Source organism: Citrobacter sp. RHBSTW-00944 (assembly GCF_013615435.1).
Lineage (GTDB): Bacteria > Pseudomonadota > Gammaproteobacteria > Enterobacterales > Enterobacteriaceae > Citrobacter > Citrobacter braakii.
The window spans coordinates 2,877,735-2,893,394 of record NZ_CP055418.1 but is presented as its reverse complement, the minus strand read 5'-3'; the positions used below and the strand labels follow the sequence as shown (position 1 = coordinate 2,893,394).

At 50.5% G+C, this 15,660-nt stretch carries 16 protein-coding genes and 1 pseudogene; 9 read left to right on the top strand and 8 right to left on the bottom strand.

The features are described 5' to 3' along the window. Window positions 1–205 precede the first annotated feature (205 nt). The 6 genes from chbB to chbG all read left to right on the top strand — a co-directional run bounded on the left by chbB (window position 206) and on the right by chbG (window position 5,477). A complete protein-coding gene (gene chbB, locus HV334_RS13925) occupies window positions 206–526 on the top strand; it encodes a PTS N,N'-diacetylchitobiose transporter subunit IIB (RefSeq protein ID WP_003832547.1) in 321 nt (106 codons plus the stop codon). A gap of 86 nt (window positions 527–612) precedes the next feature. Continuing rightward, complete coding sequence (gene chbC, locus HV334_RS13920) at window positions 613–1,971, top strand: PTS N,N'-diacetylchitobiose transporter subunit IIC (protein ID WP_003030619.1); 1,359 nt, start codon at window positions 613–615, stop codon at window positions 1,969–1,971. 54 nt (window positions 1,972–2,025) lie between these two features. Beyond that, a complete protein-coding gene (gene chbA / locus HV334_RS13915; RefSeq protein WP_003030618.1) occupies window positions 2,026–2,373 on the top strand; it encodes a PTS N,N'-diacetylchitobiose transporter subunit IIA in 348 nt (115 codons plus the stop codon). Between the two features lie 10 nt (window positions 2,374–2,383). Continuing rightward, a complete protein-coding gene (gene chbR / locus HV334_RS13910; RefSeq protein WP_085951046.1) occupies window positions 2,384–3,226 on the top strand; it encodes a transcriptional regulator ChbR in 843 nt (280 codons plus the stop codon). Window positions 3,227–3,350: 124 nt separating this feature from the next. Next, window positions 3,351–4,706, top strand: coding sequence for a 6-phospho-beta-glucosidase (locus HV334_RS13905; RefSeq protein WP_016152854.1), 1,356 nt, complete (start codon window positions 3,351–3,353; stop codon window positions 4,704–4,706). Between the two features lie 12 nt (window positions 4,707–4,718). Beyond that, window positions 4,719–5,477 carry a chitin disaccharide deacetylase gene (gene chbG / locus HV334_RS13900; protein ID WP_181220509.1) on the top strand — a complete coding sequence of 253 codons (759 nt, stop codon included), beginning with the start codon at window positions 4,719–4,721 and terminating at the stop codon, window positions 5,475–5,477. 36 nt (window positions 5,478–5,513) lie between these two features. Here the strand turns inward: chbG and katE are convergent, their stop codons facing one another. Further along, window positions 5,514–7,772 (bottom strand): catalase HPII, encoded by a 2,259-nt coding sequence (gene katE / locus HV334_RS13895; RefSeq protein ID WP_181220508.1) that lies wholly within the window; start codon window positions 7,770–7,772, stop codon window positions 5,514–5,516. 212 nt (window positions 7,773–7,984) lie between these two features. On the opposite strand from katE, the gene cedA reads away from it, so the two are divergent. After that, entirely contained in the window at window positions 7,985–8,227 is a 243-nt protein-coding gene (gene cedA, locus HV334_RS13890; protein WP_029139771.1) for a cell division activator CedA, read from the top strand. Between the two features lie 67 nt (window positions 8,228–8,294). Here cedA and tcyP read toward each other — a convergent pair whose 3' ends face one another. The 4 genes and pseudogenes from tcyP to hxpB form a co-directional block, all read right to left on the bottom strand. Then, window positions 8,295–9,686, bottom strand: coding sequence for a cystine/sulfocysteine:cation symporter (gene tcyP / locus HV334_RS13885; RefSeq protein ID WP_019078417.1), 1,392 nt, complete (start codon window positions 9,684–9,686; stop codon window positions 8,295–8,297). A gap of 135 nt (window positions 9,687–9,821) precedes the next feature. Further along, window positions 9,822–10,421 carry a metal-dependent hydrolase gene (locus HV334_RS13880; protein ID WP_087121839.1) on the bottom strand — a complete coding sequence of 200 codons (600 nt, stop codon included), beginning with the start codon at window positions 10,419–10,421 and terminating at the stop codon, window positions 9,822–9,824. 83 nt (window positions 10,422–10,504) lie between these two features. Continuing rightward, window positions 10,505–10,641, bottom strand: a pseudogene (locus HV334_RS13875) (SDR family oxidoreductase); the annotation flags it as partial. A gap of 16 nt (window positions 10,642–10,657) precedes the next feature. Further along, window positions 10,658–11,326 carry a hexitol phosphatase HxpB gene (hxpB, locus tag HV334_RS13870; protein WP_016156335.1) on the bottom strand — a complete coding sequence of 223 codons (669 nt, stop codon included), beginning with the start codon at window positions 11,324–11,326 and terminating at the stop codon, window positions 10,658–10,660. 168 nt (window positions 11,327–11,494) lie between these two features. Here hxpB and HV334_RS13865 point away from each other — a divergent pair, with 168 nt between their 5' ends. Continuing rightward, the gene (locus HV334_RS13865) at window positions 11,495–12,031 is read left to right on the top strand and encodes a YniB family protein (protein ID WP_019076635.1); all 537 of its coding nucleotides are present in this window, start codon (window positions 11,495–11,497) and stop codon (window positions 12,029–12,031) included. A gap of 64 nt (window positions 12,032–12,095) precedes the next feature. Here HV334_RS13865 and HV334_RS13860 read toward each other — a convergent pair whose 3' ends face one another. Together HV334_RS13860 and pfkB are read right to left on the bottom strand one after the other, a co-directional pair. Next, on the bottom strand, window positions 12,096–12,956 hold the full coding sequence (locus HV334_RS13860; protein ID WP_016152861.1) for a fructosamine kinase family protein: 861 nt from the start codon (window positions 12,954–12,956) through the stop codon (window positions 12,096–12,098). Between the two features lie 269 nt (window positions 12,957–13,225). Next, window positions 13,226–14,155 (bottom strand): 6-phosphofructokinase II, encoded by a 930-nt coding sequence (gene pfkB, locus HV334_RS13855; protein WP_181220507.1) that lies wholly within the window; start codon window positions 14,153–14,155, stop codon window positions 13,226–13,228. A 287-nt stretch (window positions 14,156–14,442) separates the two neighbouring features. Here pfkB and HV334_RS13850 point away from each other — a divergent pair, with 287 nt between their 5' ends. Beyond that, the gene (locus HV334_RS13850; RefSeq protein WP_016152863.1) at window positions 14,443–15,201 is read left to right on the top strand and encodes a YdiY family protein; all 759 of its coding nucleotides are present in this window, start codon (window positions 14,443–14,445) and stop codon (window positions 15,199–15,201) included. 167 nt (window positions 15,202–15,368) lie between these two features. Here HV334_RS13850 and yniD read toward each other — a convergent pair whose 3' ends face one another. Further along, entirely contained in the window at window positions 15,369–15,476 is a 108-nt protein-coding gene (gene yniD / locus HV334_RS13845) for a small membrane protein YniD (protein ID WP_003030590.1), read from the bottom strand. Between the last annotated feature and the right edge of the window lie 184 nt (window positions 15,477–15,660).

The window sequence follows — 15,660 nt, the reverse complement described above, 5'->3', positions numbered from 1 at the left end:
CTGAAGTGTGAGGGTGGTCATAACGCCAGGTCAAGGAGAGACAATTTAGTTGGTCAAGGAAATACCATCCGCCGGTGCAATCCCGTATACTCATTTCAGCCACCTAAAAAAGTAATTTAGCTGACGCAAGTTACCCAGAGCATGGATGCAGGTTAGGGCTTGCGGAGTGTCTGGTGACAGATAATCGCACATGAGGATCGTTTTAATGGAAAAGAAACACATTTATCTGTTTTGTTCTGCGGGCATGTCGACTTCATTGTTGGTTTCGAAGATGCGTGCTCAGGCCGAAAAATACGAAGTACCGGTTATTATTGAAGCGTTTCCTGAAACGCTGGCCGGAGAAAAAGGTCCAGTGGCCGATGTTGTATTATTAGGTCCACAAATTGCTTATATGTTGCCCGAAATTCAGCGTTTGTTACCCAACAAGCCTGTGGAAGTGATTGACTCGCTGCTGTATGGCAAAGTCGATGGTTTAGGCGTGCTTAAGGCTGCGGTTGCAGCAATTAAAAAAGCCGCAGCAAATTAATTATTTTATTTTAATTTTCCCGTCAAAGAGTTATTTCATTAACATTCACCGTAATTATTAATTGCGGTATTTAAGGGTATTTTTCTATGAGTAACGCTATTGCTTCACTTGAAAAGGTACTCCTTCCTTTTGCTGTAAAAATTGGAAAGCAGCCACACGTTAATGCAATCAAAAACGGTTTTATTCGTTTAATGCCGTTAACCCTCGCAGGGGCCATGTTTGTATTAATCAATAACGTTTTCCTGAGCTTTGGGGAGGGGTCGTTTTTTTATTCAATGGGCATTCGACTTGATGCTTCAACTATTGAAACGCTGAATAGTTTGAAAGGCATTGGTGGAAACGTCTATAACGGTACGCTGGGTATCATGTCATTGATGGCGCCGTTCTTTATCGGTATGGCGCTGGCAGAAGAACGCAAAGTCGACTCTCTGGCTGCCGGGCTGTTATCCGTCGCCGCGTTTATGACCGTAACGCCATATAGCGTGGGTGAAGCCTATGCCGTTGGCGCGAACTGGCTCGGCGGTGCCAATATTATTTCCGGTATTATTATCGGCCTCGCGGTCGCGGAAATGTTCACCTTTGTGGTCCGTCGCAATTGGGTAATTAAATTACCCGATAGCGTACCGACATCCGTGTCGCGCTCTTTCTCTGCGCTGATTCCTGGCTTCCTTATCCTCTCCATTATGGGGATCATCGCCTGGGCATTGAACACCTGGGGTACGAACTTCCACCAGATCATCATGGATTCCATTTCAACTCCGCTGGCATCGCTGGGTAGCGTGGTGGGTTGGGCCTACGTGATTTTTGTTCCGCTGCTGTGGTTCTTCGGTATTCACGGTTCACTGGCGCTGACCGCGCTGGACAGCGGTATCATGACGCCATGGGCGCTGGAAAACATCTCCATTTACCAACAGTTTGGTTCCGTAGACGCCGCGCTGGAAGCCGGAAAGACCTTCCACGTCTGGGCGAAACCGATGCTCGACTCCTATATTTTCCTCGGGGGTAGCGGGGCTACGCTGGGTCTGATTATCGCTATCTTCCTGGCATCGCGTCGTCCGGATTATCGTCAGGTTGCTAAACTGGCACTGCCGTCAGGCCTGTTCCAGATTAACGAACCTATCCTGTTCGGTCTGCCGATCATCATGAACCCGGTGATGTTTATCCCGTTCATTCTGGTGCAACCGATTCTGGCGGCGATTACGCTGGCAGCTTATTACTCCGGCATTATTCCACCGATTACCAACATCGCACCGTGGACCATGCCAACCGGTTTGGGCGCGTTCTTTAACACCAACGGTAGCGTCGCTGCTCTGCTGGTCGCGCTGTTCAACCTTGGTATCGCCACGCTGGTTTACCTGCCGTTCGTGGTGGTAGCCAACAAAGCGCAGAACGTTATTGATCAAGAAGAAAGCGAAGAAGATATCGCTAACGCATTGAAATTCTAAATTTAATCCGGCATGGCTTCACGGTCATGCCGGACTGAACCAGAGGAAAAAAGTATGTTGGATATCGAAAACATCGTCGACACGCAGTCAGAAGCAGAAGAACTTGAAGAAGTGGTGATGGGTCTGATCATCAACTCCGGTCAGGCGCGTAGCCTGGCGTACGGCGCGCTCAAAATGGCCAAGCAAGGCGATTTCGAGTCAGCTAAGGCTATGATGGACCAGTCCCGTCTGGCGCTGAATGAAGCGCACCTCGTGCAAACGAAACTGATTGAAGGCGATCAGGGCGAAGGTAAAATGAAAGTTAGCCTGGTGCTGGTTCATGCTCAGGACCACCTGATGACATCAATGCTGGCGCGTGAGCTGGTGACTGAACTGATTGAGCTTCACGAAAAGCTGAAATAGCGAGGAGTGCATAATGCAGCTACAGATTAACGCACCGGAAATCAAAACCGTCTATGAACAGCAGCTGTTTAATGGCAAAAATTTCCATGTGTTCATCTATAACAAAACTGAGAGCATCAGCGGGCTGCATCAGCATGACTACTACGAATTTACCCTGGTTTTAACCGGGCGCTATTATCAGGAAATCAACGGTAAACGCGTATTGCTCGAACGCGGGGACTTTGTTTTTATTCCATTGGGATCGCACCACCAGAGTTTTTATGATTTTGGGGCGACAAGGATCCTGAACGTCGGTATCAGTAAACGCTTTTTTGAACAGCACTACCACCCGCTGCTGCCATTTTGTTTCGTTGCATCGCAGGTCTATCGGGCGAATAATTCGTTTCTCACTTACATTGAAACGGTTATTGCATCATTGAACTTTCGCGAGAGTGGACTGGATGAATTTGTAGAAGTGGTCACCTTCTATATTATTAACCGGTTGCGCCATCATCGCGAAGAGCAGGTGTTGGATGATATTCCGCAGTGGCTTAAAACCACCGTGGAGACCATGCATGACAAACGGCAGTTTAGCGAGAATGCGCTGGAAAACATGGTACACCTGTCCGCGAAATCCCAGGAGTATCTGACCCGCGCAACCCAGCGTTATTACAGCAAAACACCGATGCAGATCATTAATGAAATCCGCATTAACTTTGCTAAAAAACAGCTGGAAATGACTAACTATTCTGTAACGGATATTGCTTACGAATCTGGCTACAGTAGTCCAAGTCTGTTTATTAAAACGTTTAAAAAGCTGACGTCATTTACACCTAATAGCTATCGTAAGAAATTAACTGAATTTAATCAGTAGATATTATTTGCCAATAACCCATTTTTTATAGCTTGCCCAAAATAGCGTCGGGACAGCCACGCTATATCTGACAAACGGGTTGAGCATAATACACGTCAGTGTTTTGACACTGAAGGGAGAAAGTATGAGCCAGAAATTAAAAGTCGTCACTATCGGTGGCGGGAGCAGCTACACCCCTGAGTTACTTGAAGGCTTTATTAAGCGCTATCATGAATTACCGGTTTCTGAATTGTGGCTGGTTGATGTCGACGATGGAAAAGAGAAGCTGGACATTATTTTTGACCTTTGCCAGCGCATGATCGATAAAGCTGGCGTGCCGATGAAGTTGTTTAAAACGCTGGACCGCCGTGAAGCGCTGAAAGATGCTGATTTCGTTACTACCCAGCTGCGCGTAGGGCAACTGAAAGCCCGCGAAAAGGATGAACGCATTCCGCTGAGTCACGGGTATCTGGGGCAGGAAACCAACGGCGCTGGTGGGCTGTTCAAAGGTCTGCGTACTATTCCGGTTATCTTTGATATTGTCAAAGATGTGGAAGAACTGTGCCCGAATGCGTGGGTGATTAACTTTACTAACCCGGCCGGGATGGTGACGGAAGCGGTCTATCGCCATACGAATTTTAAGAAATTCATCGGTGTATGTAATATTCCTGTCGGCATGAAAATGTTCATTAGCGATGTGCTGGCGCTGAAAGAGAGCGATGACTTATCCATCGATCTGTTTGGTCTGAACCATATGGTCTTTATTAAAGACGTACTGGTGAATGGTAAATCACGCTTTGATGAACTGTTGGATGGCGTGGCTTCAGGTCAACTGAAAGCCTCCACCGTGAAGAACATCTTCGATCTGCCGTTCAGTGAAGGGTTGATTCGCTCGCTGAAGCTGCTGCCGTGCTCATATTTGCTTTACTACTTCAAGCCAAAAGAGATGCTGGCGATTGAAATGGGTGAATACTATAAGGGCGGCGCTCGCGCTCAGGTGGTACAGAAAGTGGAGAAACAACTGTTTGATCTCTACAAAAACCCGGATTTGAACGTGAAACCGAAAGAGCTGGAACAGCGCGGTGGAGCCTATTACTCCGATGCGGCCTGTGAAGTGATCAACGCCATCTACAACGACAAACAGACCGAGCACTATGTCAACGTTCCGCACCATGGGCATGTTGACAATATCCCGGCGGACTGGGCGGTTGAGATGACCTGTACACTGGGACGCAACGGCGCCACGCCGCACCCACGTATTACCCATTTTGATGAGAAAGTGCTCGGCCTTATCTATACCATTAAAGGCTTTGAAGTCGCGGCGAGCAATGCGGCACTGAGCGGTGAGCTGAATGATGTGCTGCTGGCGTTGAACCTGAGTCCGCTGGTGCATTCTGACAGCGATGCCGAGATTCTGGCGCGTGAGCTGATTCTGGCGCATGAAAAATGGCTGCCAAACTTCGCCGGGTGTATCGAGAAACTCAAAAGCGAACAACACTAACTGAGGTCGGCTATGGAACGCGTACTGATTGTAAATGCGGATGATTTTGGCCTGAGTAAAGGACAAAACTACGGCATTGTTGAAGCCTGTCGCAATGGCGTGGTCACCTCGACAACCGCACTGGTTAATGGCGCAGCCATTGACCATGCGGTACAGCTGAGTCGCGATATTCCTGAACTTGCCGTTGGGATGCATTTTGTTCTGACGCTGGGCAGGCCGTTGACGGCAATGCCAGGCCTTACTCGTGACGGGTTACTGGGAAAATGGATCTGGCAGATGGCTGAAGAAGACACCTTGCCGTTGGATGAAATTTCTCAGGAACTGGCCGCGCAGTATCAGCGTTTTATTGACCTGTTCGGGCAGGAGCCAACGCATCTGGATAGCCATCACCATGTGCATATGTTCCCGCAGATTTTCCCTATCGTTGCCGGGTTTGCTGCCCAACGGGGGATTGCGTTACGGATCGATCGTCAGACGGTATTCCAGGCGTCTGACTTTCCGCAGACGTTACGGACTTCCCAGGGATTCAGCAGCGAGTTTTATGGCGAAGCGATTTCTGAAGCCCTGTTTTTGCAAACGCTTGACGCGTCAGCAGACCGGGGAGAGTCCTCGCTGGAAGTGATGTGTCATCCGGCCTTTATCGATGACATTATTCGTCAAAGTGCCTACTGTTACCCCCGCTTAACTGAGCTCGACGTGCTGACGTCTCCGTCACTGAAATATGCTATTGCGGAGCGCGGTTATCGTCTTGGCAGTTTTCTGAACGTCTAACTCCTGAGTTTGCGGCGCATAATGCGCCGCATTTTTTTAGGCAGGTATCGTGTCGATTTTTCCGGCGCGTGACCAGACGCGGTGCGCAGTCATTAGCGTCAGCAAGGTATCCATAAACTGTGCGTCTGCACTGTCTGCCTCCACCACGCCTTCTTCTCCTTCAGTTTTGATATCCAACGTTGCTTTAAACTGACGCGCATCGCCAGCCAGTGCGATAGGTTTTAAGTGCTTATACGCTTCGAGTAAGTAATATCGGGCATCACCGTTCATAGCGATATCTGCGATATTGCCACACGGAACGATAACCGCATCGACGGTCAGCGATGGTGAACCCGCAAAGGTACCGGCGATTGTCAGGACGGAACCATCATCGGCAACCACATTACCCATTCGGGAATAGAGCAGTTTGGCGTGAACGCCTTTGGCCTGTAAGGCTTGCATGATGGCAAGCAGGTCGCCCGATTTCACCTGGTCATTAAGTAGAATGGCGACCACGCGGCCCTTAATCTCACCTTGCGCACCCGCATATAAACTGAGTGACGGCGCACTTTTCAAACCATTGACGTTAGCCGGTGGGGCGATTTTGGCCTGTTCCTCGGTTAGCTCAAAACCGAGATTATCGGCAACCGCCTCGGCGAGGGCTGTATCAATATGGGCTAACTGTTCGACCACTCTTTCCCGAATATAGGGGCGCGTAACTTTGCTGAGTTCGAAGCTGAATCCGCCGATAATATGCTGCTGTTCAATTGGCGTCTGACTTAACCAGAACAGGCGAGGGTGCGCATAGTATTCGCCAAAAGAGGGGCTACGTTCGCGGATTTTGTTTCCTTCAATCCGTTCCTGATACGATTCAAATCCACCGCGTTTTGGCCCCGGCGGTGTTTCACGCGGCCAGTTATCATTGATGGAATTAGGTTCATAGTTGGCAGGGTTGGTATCGATGTCCATACGATGCATGCCGTCACGCTGGAAATTATGGTACGGGCAGGTCGGGCGATTAATCGGTATTTCATGGAAGTTGGGCCCGCCCAGGCGGCTGATTTGGGTATCGGTATACGAAAACAAGCGGCCTTGCAGCAAGGGATCGTTGGTAAAATCGATACCAGGGACGATGTGTCCGGGATGAAAAGCGACTTGTTCATTTTCGGCGAAGAAATTATCCGGATTACGATTCAGCACCATTTTACCGACGCGTTGCACCGGAACCAGCTCTTCCGGGATCAGCTTGGTCGGGTCGAGCAGGTCAAAATCGAACTTGAATTCGTCTTCTTCAGGAATGAGCTGCAGCCCCAGTTCGTATTCCGGATAATCGCCTGCTTCGATAGCTTCCCACAGATCGCGGCGATGAAAATCGGGATCACGACCGGTAAGTTTTTGCGCTTCATCCCATACCAGCGAAGCTTTGCCCGCCAGCGGTTTCCAGTGAAAACGGACAAAGGTGGCTTTCCCTTGCGCATTTATCAACCGGAACGTGTGAATGCCAAAGCCTTCCATCGTGCGATAGCTGCGTGGAATACCCCGGTCGGACATCGCCCATATAACGTTGTGCAACGTTTCTGGCTGTAACGAGACATAATCCCAAAAGGTATCGTGGGCGCTTTGACCCTGTGGGATAGCCCAATGCGGTTCCGGTTTTACCGCATGAACGAAATCCGGGAATTTATGGGCATCCTGAATGAAGAAGACTGGTGTGTTGTTTCCCACCAGATCGAAAATGCCCTCTTCAGTATAAAATTTGGTCGCAAATCCTCGAATATCTCTGACCGTATCCGCTGAGCCTGCGCCGCCCTGAACCGTAGAGAAACGGACAAAAACTGGGGTGATTTTATTTTCATCACTCAGAAAGTCCGCTTTCGTCGTCGCGCTGAGACTGGCATAGGGCTGAAAGTAACCATGAGCGGCCGAACCTCGGGCATGTACGATCCGCTCCGGGATGCGTTCGTGATCAAAATGGGTGATTTTTTCCCGCAGGATAAAGTCTTCCAGCAGAGTTGGCCCACGGTTTCCTGCGCGCAGAGAGTTCTGATCGTCTGCGATGCGCACTCCCTGATTGGTTGTCAGAGCAAAATCTTCGCTGCCTTTACGAAAACTATCCAGCGCGTTGAGTTTGTCACTTCTGGTGTCAGGCGCTTTTAAGCTGCCGGACGTGGTGGGCTGCATGCCTGGTGGCGTGGGTTCAGGTGTTGGCCGATGTGAACCGTCTGCTGGCGCCAGTGAGTCAAGCCCTGGCTGGGATTCGCTGGCATCATGAACCGGCGCTGAGTGATGGAGTGGGTGCTTATCATTCTGTGACATTAAACTCGTCTCCTGTTTTCATCGCTTAAAGGTCGTTGTTGCCGTCAAAAGCTTTAACTATAGACCACTTGCTCAGTGGTGCAGGAACTGACCGAGGGCGTAAAGCGCGATGAACCAGGCAAACAGCGCACGCAAGGCAGGACGTCAGGAGGCAAAATCGGCTAAGATAGCCGTTTTCTGATTTTTAGAATTAGTCTTTAGTGAAGCAACTGATTATGAAACCTCTTCGCCAACAAAATCGTCCGGTAATTAGCTATGTTCCTCGCGTGGAGCCAGCCCCACCAGAGCATGCAGTTAAAATGGATGCGTTTCGTGACGTATGGATACTGCGCGGAAAATATGTCGCTTTTGTCTTAATAGGGGAGGCGTTTCAGCGTTCGCCTGCATTTACGGTCCCGGAATCAGCGCAACGCTGGGCTAATCAGGTTCGTCAGGAAAATGAACTGAGCGATTAATGGATATAAAAAAACCGCCGGAGCATGACACTCCGGCGGTTTTTTTTGTTTTTCAGATCTAACAGACTTAGCGATGCGCCAGTTCGGCGTTATCGTCGCTGTCCAGAATTGTTTTATCGGTCTGTTTCAGCCATTGGCTGGTCAGCGTACCGGCTGTCATAGAACCGCTCACGTTCAGCGCGGTACGACCCATATCGATCAGCGGCTCAACGGAAATCAGCAGCGCAACCAGCGTGACCGGCAGACCCATAGCTGGCAGGACGATCAGCGCGGCAAACGTTGCACCGCCACCCACACCCGCAACCCCTGCGGAACTGACGGTGACGATACCGACCAGCGTCGCAATCCACATCGGGTCCAGCGGGTTGATCCCGACGGTCGGGGCGACCATTACTGCCAGCATTGCCGGGTACAGCCCTGCACAACCGTTCTGGCCAATGGTGGCGCCAAAGGATGCGGCAAAAGAGGCGATGGATTCAGGCACGCCCAGACGACGGGTTTGCGCTTCAACGTTCAGCGGAATTGAGGCTGCGCTGGAACGGCTGGTGAAGGCGAAAGTCAGCACCGGCCACACCTTGCGGAAGTATTTCAGCGGGCTAACGCCGTTAACACCCAACAGGATCCCGTGTACCACGAACATAATGCCCAGACCGAGATAAGAGGCCACGACGAAGCTACCCAGCTTGATGATGTCCTGCAGGTTGGAGCCTGCAACCACTTTGGTCATCAGCGCCAGAACACCGTATGGTGTCAACTGCATCACCAAACGAACCAGCTTCATCACCCAGCTTTGCAGGGTATCGATAGCAACCAGCACACGCTCGCCTTTCGGCGCATCATCTTTCAGCAGCTTTAGTGCGGCAACACCGAGGAATGCAGCGAAGATAACCACGCTGATAATTGACGTCGGGTTAGCTCCGGTCAGATCGGCAAACGGGTTTTTCGGGATAAACGACAACACCAGTTGTGGAACGCTGAGGTCAGCTACTTTGCCAACATAGTTGGTTTCAATCGCGTTCAGACGAGCGGTTTCGGCCCCACCTTGCACCAGACCTTCCGCGGTCAGGCCGAACAGGTTGGTCACCAGAACCCCTACCAGCGCGGCAATCAGCGTAGTAAACAGCAGCGTACCGATGGTCAGGAAGCTGATTTTACCTAACTGAGAGGCGTTGTGCAGACGCGCAACGGCGCTGAGAATAGACGCAAACACCAGCGGCATGACAATCATCTGCAGCAGTTGGACGTAACCGTTGCCGACAATGTTGAACCACTGTACGGAATCTTTAAGAACCTGGCTGTCGGAACCATAAATGGTGTGCAGGGCGAGGCCAAACACCACACCCATGACCAGACCGACCAGTACTTTTTTTGCCAGACTCCACTGCTTGTGACGGGCTTGCGCCAGCACGAACAGCAGCACTACGAACACGATAATGTTCGCGATTAATGGATAGTTCATCCCCGTTCTCCTGATCTTATTATGCGTATCACCGTGTGACGGTGATTCTGTTGGCGCAAGATTAGCAGAACTGTGACTTGCCTCTTATATTCAAATGGAATTGTTTATACCAAAAATAACTTTTTGGCTGATTTATTAGTCAACCTGGTGCGTTATAAAACGATTAAACTGCATTTGCAGCGTATTTATCATCTGTGATGACCAGCGCACCGCACTGTTCTCTTGTACGGTCTGCGGCATCCAGATTGCCCACGCGAACAGCGCCATGCACAGAAACCGCTCCAGTTGGTTGCCTTTTTGCGGCACGAGGATAGGCAGACGAAAACGCCAGCGGCAGGGCCAAAGCAGGGGGACGCCCGCCGGGGTCAACATGTCGGCCAGAATGTGGCTGAGATAACCGAGAACCATACCTTGTAAGGCATCCGCTGGAATTATCCAGGTATCAGGGACTTTCAGGTAAAACGTGGCCAGCAGGGCAAAAACCGCCAGCAGGCTATGCGTAAACCCGCGATGACCAAATGCCCGGGCAATGGGCTTTGATACCCACTTCAGACGCTGCCCCAGCAGGGATTTGGGATGATCGATATCCGGCAGTAAGCACGTCAAAATGGCTGAAGGAACAATATGCCACCAGTCACCCTGCGCAAGAACGGGCGTTAGCTCGGCATTCTTGGCAAATACCGCACAGGCAATAGAAAAAAGAAGGTGACCTTCCGCCGTCATGATAAAACCCAATAAACTGTCGATTCATACAGTATAGGGGTTTTATACAGTAGGCGGAAGAGGTGACGTTGTAACCCTTTGTCACAAGTGCGCCTTTACCGCGCCAGACAACCGCCATCCACGACCAGCGTATAGCCATGTATATAGTCCGAGGCAGCACTTGCGAGGAACACGACCGGGCCTTTCAGATCATCAGGCGTGCCCCAGCGTCCGGCAGGCGGGCAATGCGATCATTGCCCGTCGCAGGATTAGCCGCGCAGGTGAGCGGCAGTGAGTTCGGTGAGCGAGGCCAGTTTGACGTCGGCAAGAACGAAGCGAGGATCGTCCTGATTTTCATGCGCAGGTACTACGATGGAACGCATACGGGCGGCTTTCGAAGCAATCATGCCGTTCACCGAGTCTTCCAGTGCTACGCAGTTTATAGGGTCAATGCCCAGTTTCGCCGCGCAATCGAGATAAACCTGCGGGTGCGGTTTGCTGTAGGGCAGTTTTTCCGCAGAAGCCAGTGCATCGAAGCTGCTGCGCAGATCAAACATGGTTAGCACTTTTTCCAGCATATGCAGCGGCGAGGCGGATGCCAGTCCTACTTTCAACCCCTGAGATTTACACAATGCCACGGCCTCACGCACGCCCGGCAGCAGTGGTTTTGTTTCTTCAACTAACGCAATTGCCCGGGTAATGATGCGCTCGGTTACTTCCTGACGTGAGGGACCGTTCCACGGTTGCTGTGCAAACCACAAATCAACCACCATGTCGATGCGTAAGCCAAGTGTATCGGGAAGTTCATGGCGGCGGGAGATATCAACGCCTAAACTTGCTATCACATCCAGTTCGGCTTGATCCCAAAGCGGTTCAGAATCGACCAGTAACCCATCCATATCGAAAATTGCAGCAAGAATTTGACGCGGGGTTGACATCACAACCTCTCCTTTACGGGTGATAAAAGGGATTAAGAGCCAGCCTGGACGGGCTCTGAGCGTTCATTATGGCTAATTCAGCAGTATACCGCCTTTAAAGATCAGGCGAAAACGATAATCAACGGGTAAACTTAGGCCAAAATGACACGTCTTAATCAAGGGGAACTCATGACGTATCAACAAGCTGGACGCATTGCTATCTTGAAAAGGCTGGTGGGATGGGTGATTTTCATTCCCGCGCTGATTTCAACCCTGGTTTCAGTACTGAAGTTTATGTATGCGCACAGCGAAAAGCAGGAAGGGATTAACGCGGTCATGCTCGATTTTGCACACGTGATGATCGACATGATGCGTGTGAACACACCTTTTCTTAACGTGTTTTGGTATAACTCGCCGACGCCCGATTTTCAAAGTGGACTGAATCTCGTTTTTTGGCTGATTTTCATTCTGATTTTTATCGGTCTGGCATTGCAGGATTCAGGCGCCAGAATGAGCCGTCAGGCGCGTTATTTACGCGAGGGCGTTGAGGATCAGTTGATTCTGGAACAGGCAAAGGGCAGTGAAGGGTTATCACGCGAGCAACTTGAGTCGCGTATTGTGGTACCGCACCATACGATCTTTTTACAAATTTTCCCGCTCTATATTTTGCCGGTGATCGTTATCGTGATTGGCTATTTCTTCTTTTCATTACTGGGCTTTTTGTAACTGCTGCACTATCAGGCCTGACGCGTTGCGAAACGCCAGGCCAGATAAGCAACGTGCGACTTTGCTAAGCCGCCAGTAACCTGTCCAGCGCTTTCTGCGCCACGACCAGATGCTGTCCCCCGAACAGAATAGCCCTGTTCAGCAGCGTATAGAGCTGGTAGACAGGCTGTCTGTCGAGAAAATCCAATGGTAGCGGAGAAACAGACTGATAACCGTCATAGAGTTGCGGCGGCTGATCGGTATGTAACGGCAGCATTGCCAGGTCACACTCTCTGTCCCCCCAGTAGCAGGCAGGGTCAAAGATGTACGGGCCGTTCGGGCCGAGAGCGCAGTTCCCGGACCACAAATCACCATGCAGAAGAGACGGCTGCGGCTGATGAGAAGAGAGACGCTGCTGAACATGCTCGACGATGGCGTCGATATTGCCAAACGCAATGCCTTTTTCAGCGGCGAGTTCCAGCTGCCAGCCAATACGCTGCTCGGCAAAAAAGGTTGACCAGCGACGTTGCCAGGTGTTGGGCTGCGGCGTGGTAGAGAGCGCATTATCGAAGTCGAGCCCAAACTGCGGCTGATCGCTCCATTCATGCAAATGCGCCAACTGTTGGCCGAGGATAAACGCGTTGTGCGCATCAAGCGGACGGGGAGGGAGGAAATCCATCACCAGAAAGCTGTAATCTCTGTCTGCGCCTACCGCCCAGACTTTCGGTACAGACACGGTTTGACTGCGAGAAAGTAGCTCCAGCTGATCGGCTTCCGCCGTAAAGCCGGTTAACAGCTCTCTTTCATCGCATTTAACGAAAAAATCGCGCCCCGCATAGCGTAAATGCCATGCGGCGTGGATCTCTCCGCCGGGCAGTTCGTTACGCAGTTCGATTTCGCCTTCACCTAATTGCTCGCTTAAAAGACGACTGATAGCCTGCCACATGATGTCTCTCCCCATGTTGTCTGCCAGATCATAAGGTTAGCGCAAGAATGCGGTTAAAAAACACGAACTGACGCACACCACGGACGCGTCATCGCTGGAAAGGCACTTAATGTGTGTCGTTCTTCTTCACCTCGCATAGTTGTGAAGACGCCTGGTCGCACATGATTCACTGCTTTGTAATCACGTGATTTTTCATCATAGACGTATAACACCTATGCCGACAGTTTTACGGGGAAATCCCCTTGTAGCTAAACAAGAGGAAGCCGTTATTACTGAGCCAGATACGCGTATATTTTTTGCGTATCCTCTAAAGCGCACAGACGCGTACCCTGATTCAGGGTGGCGGCGCTACCTGCGGCGACACCGTAACGAACAATATCTGCAAAAGGTGCGCTCTCCGCCAGTTTAAGCGTCATGGCCCCGACCATACTGTCGCCCGCGCCTACGGTACTTTGACTCTTCACCGGTGGCGGAACCACCTGGACACAGGTTTCACGATCAACGCCCAGCGCTCCTTGTGGTCCAAGCGAGACTACTACGCGATGCGCTTTTCCGCTTTGCACGATTTCCTGCGCGGCGTTGCGCACATCATCGGGCTGCGTGAGTTCGCGATTCACCAGCGCGCTCAGTTCTTTAAGGTTGGGTTTGACCAGTTCGATATTGCCGATGGTTAATGCTGCCGCCAGCGCTTCGCCAGAACTATCGACGATACAGCGAATCCCTTGTTTTTGTGCTGTGGTAATGAGCCGGGTCAGCTTCTCAAGCTGTACGCCAGGCGGCAAACTGCCGCTAATAACCAGCAGTGCGCCAGACTCAATTTCCAGCACCTGATCCTGAAGTTGGTAGAACTCATCATCGGTGAGCGCAGCGCCTGGCATGACGAAGCGATACTGTTCGCCGCTGGACTCAACGTGCACATGGAGATTTTGTCGGGTCCAGTCTTTAGCTTCGACGGTGGATACGGGAACATTTTCGTCGGCGAGCAAAGCAACAAGATGCTCTCCGGTGGCGCCACCCGCAGGGAAGATGGCCGTAGCGGTGCCGCCAAGATGGGCAATCGCGCGAGCGACGTTGATACCGCCGCCGCCGGGTTCAAAAACCGGCGAGGTACAGCGAAGCTTACCTTCCGAGTAGATTTGCGGCGTGATTGTTGCGCTATCGAGAGAGGGCGCAAGTGTTAACGTATAGATACGTACCATCTTTACCTCCTGTTAGGCTGTCCTCAGTCTGGCACTTAACCCCCCGAAAGTGAAGTAATTAACAACATGATTTTTCATATCTTTATTTAAAATATTCGCGTTAAAGATATATAAATAAAAAAACGGTTTAGGAACGCTCTTATTCAAAAAATGAAATAAGAATTTATTGCTATGTTATTCGAGTCTTTTTATAATTTGTTACCTTTCAAGGGTCTTTTGTCATTGATCCATATGAAAGTTTCCGAGACCGTTATGGTCTCTTTTTTTGTTGTACGGACTCTTAATAAATGAAGCTTTTGAAGACAGTGCCCGCAGCGTTACTGCTGACGGGTGGCCTGCTTGCGTCAATGCAGGCTGCCGCCGATGATTCCGTTTTTACTGTCATGGATGACCCTTCCAGCGCGAAAAAACCCTTTGAAGGTAACCTGAACGCGGGATATCTCGCCCAGTCAGGCAACACAAAAAGTTCTTCTTTAACTGCAGACACCACCATGACCTGGTACGGTCAAACTACGGCGTGGTCTTTGTGGGGAAATGCCAGCAATACCTCCTCAAATGATGAGCGTTCATCAGAGAAATATGCCGTAGGTGGCCGTAGTCGTTACAACATGACCGACTATGATTATCTCTTTGGTCAGGCAAGCTGGCTGACCGACCGTTACAACGGCTATCGCGAGCGTGACGTGCTGACCGCAGGTTATGGTCGTCAGTTCCTAAACGGACCAGTGCACAGCTTCCGTTTTGAATTCGGTCCTGGTGTGCGCTATGACGAGCACACGGATGGCACCACCGAAACACAGCCGCTGGGCTATGCGTCCGGGGCCTATGCGTGGCAGATGACGGACAATACTAAGTTTACGCAAGGTGTGTCGGTATTTGGTGCTGACGATACAACGCTCAATTCTGAAACGGCCTTGAACGTTGCTATCAACGAACACTTTGGGTTAAAGGTGGCTTACAACGTTACCTGGAACTCTGAACCACCGGCAACAGCGCCGGAGCATACCGATCGTCGTACTACTGTGTCACTCGGCTATCGTATGTAATGACAAGCCGGGTCAAATAATTGGCCCGGCTTTTCTCAATTAACGTTAAATTTATTTAATATTAAATCTGTGTTTTATTTTTAATACTTATCAATAACGCGCTATTTTCAGACGAATTCGATTTAATTGATAAATACAACGGAACCGGAACTGCGTGTACCAGTATTTTAACCCCAGATCATCGCAGCCCAACGTAGCATCAGCATTGCCGCACAAATAACGAGCAGTATCACAACCATCTTCCAGTGTTTCTTCGCAAAGCGATTTGTTGGCATTGTCCTTTTCCTGCTCAGGTTAGATGACTTTATACAAGTGTAACAAAAACGTCAGGGTGTCAGTGAATTGATTTACATCATAGAGTGCGCGTTGATTGTTGCTTTGATCGGCTCGTAATGCCGTGTACACTGTCAAACGGTGTTATCAAAAAGCGGGTGTAGGTCCAGTGTAGCCATTAAGGCG

Excerpts from the sequence above, each read along its gene's own strand:
- chbA (WP_003030618.1), top strand. The coding sequence starts at position 2,026 with ATGTTGGATATCGAAAACATCGTCGACACGCAGTCAGAAGCAGAAGAA.
- yniD (WP_003030590.1), bottom strand. The coding sequence starts at position 15,476 with ATGCCAACAAATCGCTTTGCGAAGAAACACTGGAAGATGGTTGTGATA.
- HV334_RS13905 (WP_016152854.1), top strand. The coding sequence starts at position 3,351 with ATGAGCCAGAAATTAAAAGTCGTCACTATCGGTGGCGGGAGCAGCTAC.
- chbB (WP_003832547.1), top strand. The coding sequence starts at position 206 with ATGGAAAAGAAACACATTTATCTGTTTTGTTCTGCGGGCATGTCGACT.
- tcyP (WP_019078417.1), bottom strand. The coding sequence starts at position 9,686 with ATGAACTATCCATTAATCGCGAACATTATCGTGTTCGTAGTGCTGCTG.
- chbG (WP_181220509.1), top strand. The coding sequence starts at position 4,719 with ATGGAACGCGTACTGATTGTAAATGCGGATGATTTTGGCCTGAGTAAA.
- HV334_RS13860 (WP_016152861.1), bottom strand. The coding sequence starts at position 12,956 with ATGTGGCAGGCTATCAGTCGTCTTTTAAGCGAGCAATTAGGTGAAGGC.
- HV334_RS13850 (WP_016152863.1), top strand. The coding sequence starts at position 14,443 with ATGAAGCTTTTGAAGACAGTGCCCGCAGCGTTACTGCTGACGGGTGGC.
- hxpB (WP_016156335.1), bottom strand. The coding sequence starts at position 11,326 with ATGTCAACCCCGCGTCAAATTCTTGCTGCAATTTTCGATATGGATGGG.
- HV334_RS13865 (WP_019076635.1), top strand. The coding sequence starts at position 11,495 with ATGACGTATCAACAAGCTGGACGCATTGCTATCTTGAAAAGGCTGGTG.
- katE (WP_181220508.1), bottom strand. The coding sequence starts at position 7,772 with ATGTCACAGAATGATAAGCACCCACTCCATCACTCAGCGCCGGTTCAT.
- chbC (WP_003030619.1), top strand. The coding sequence starts at position 613 with ATGAGTAACGCTATTGCTTCACTTGAAAAGGTACTCCTTCCTTTTGCT.
- pfkB (WP_181220507.1), bottom strand. The coding sequence starts at position 14,155 with ATGGTACGTATCTATACGTTAACACTTGCGCCCTCTCTCGATAGCGCA.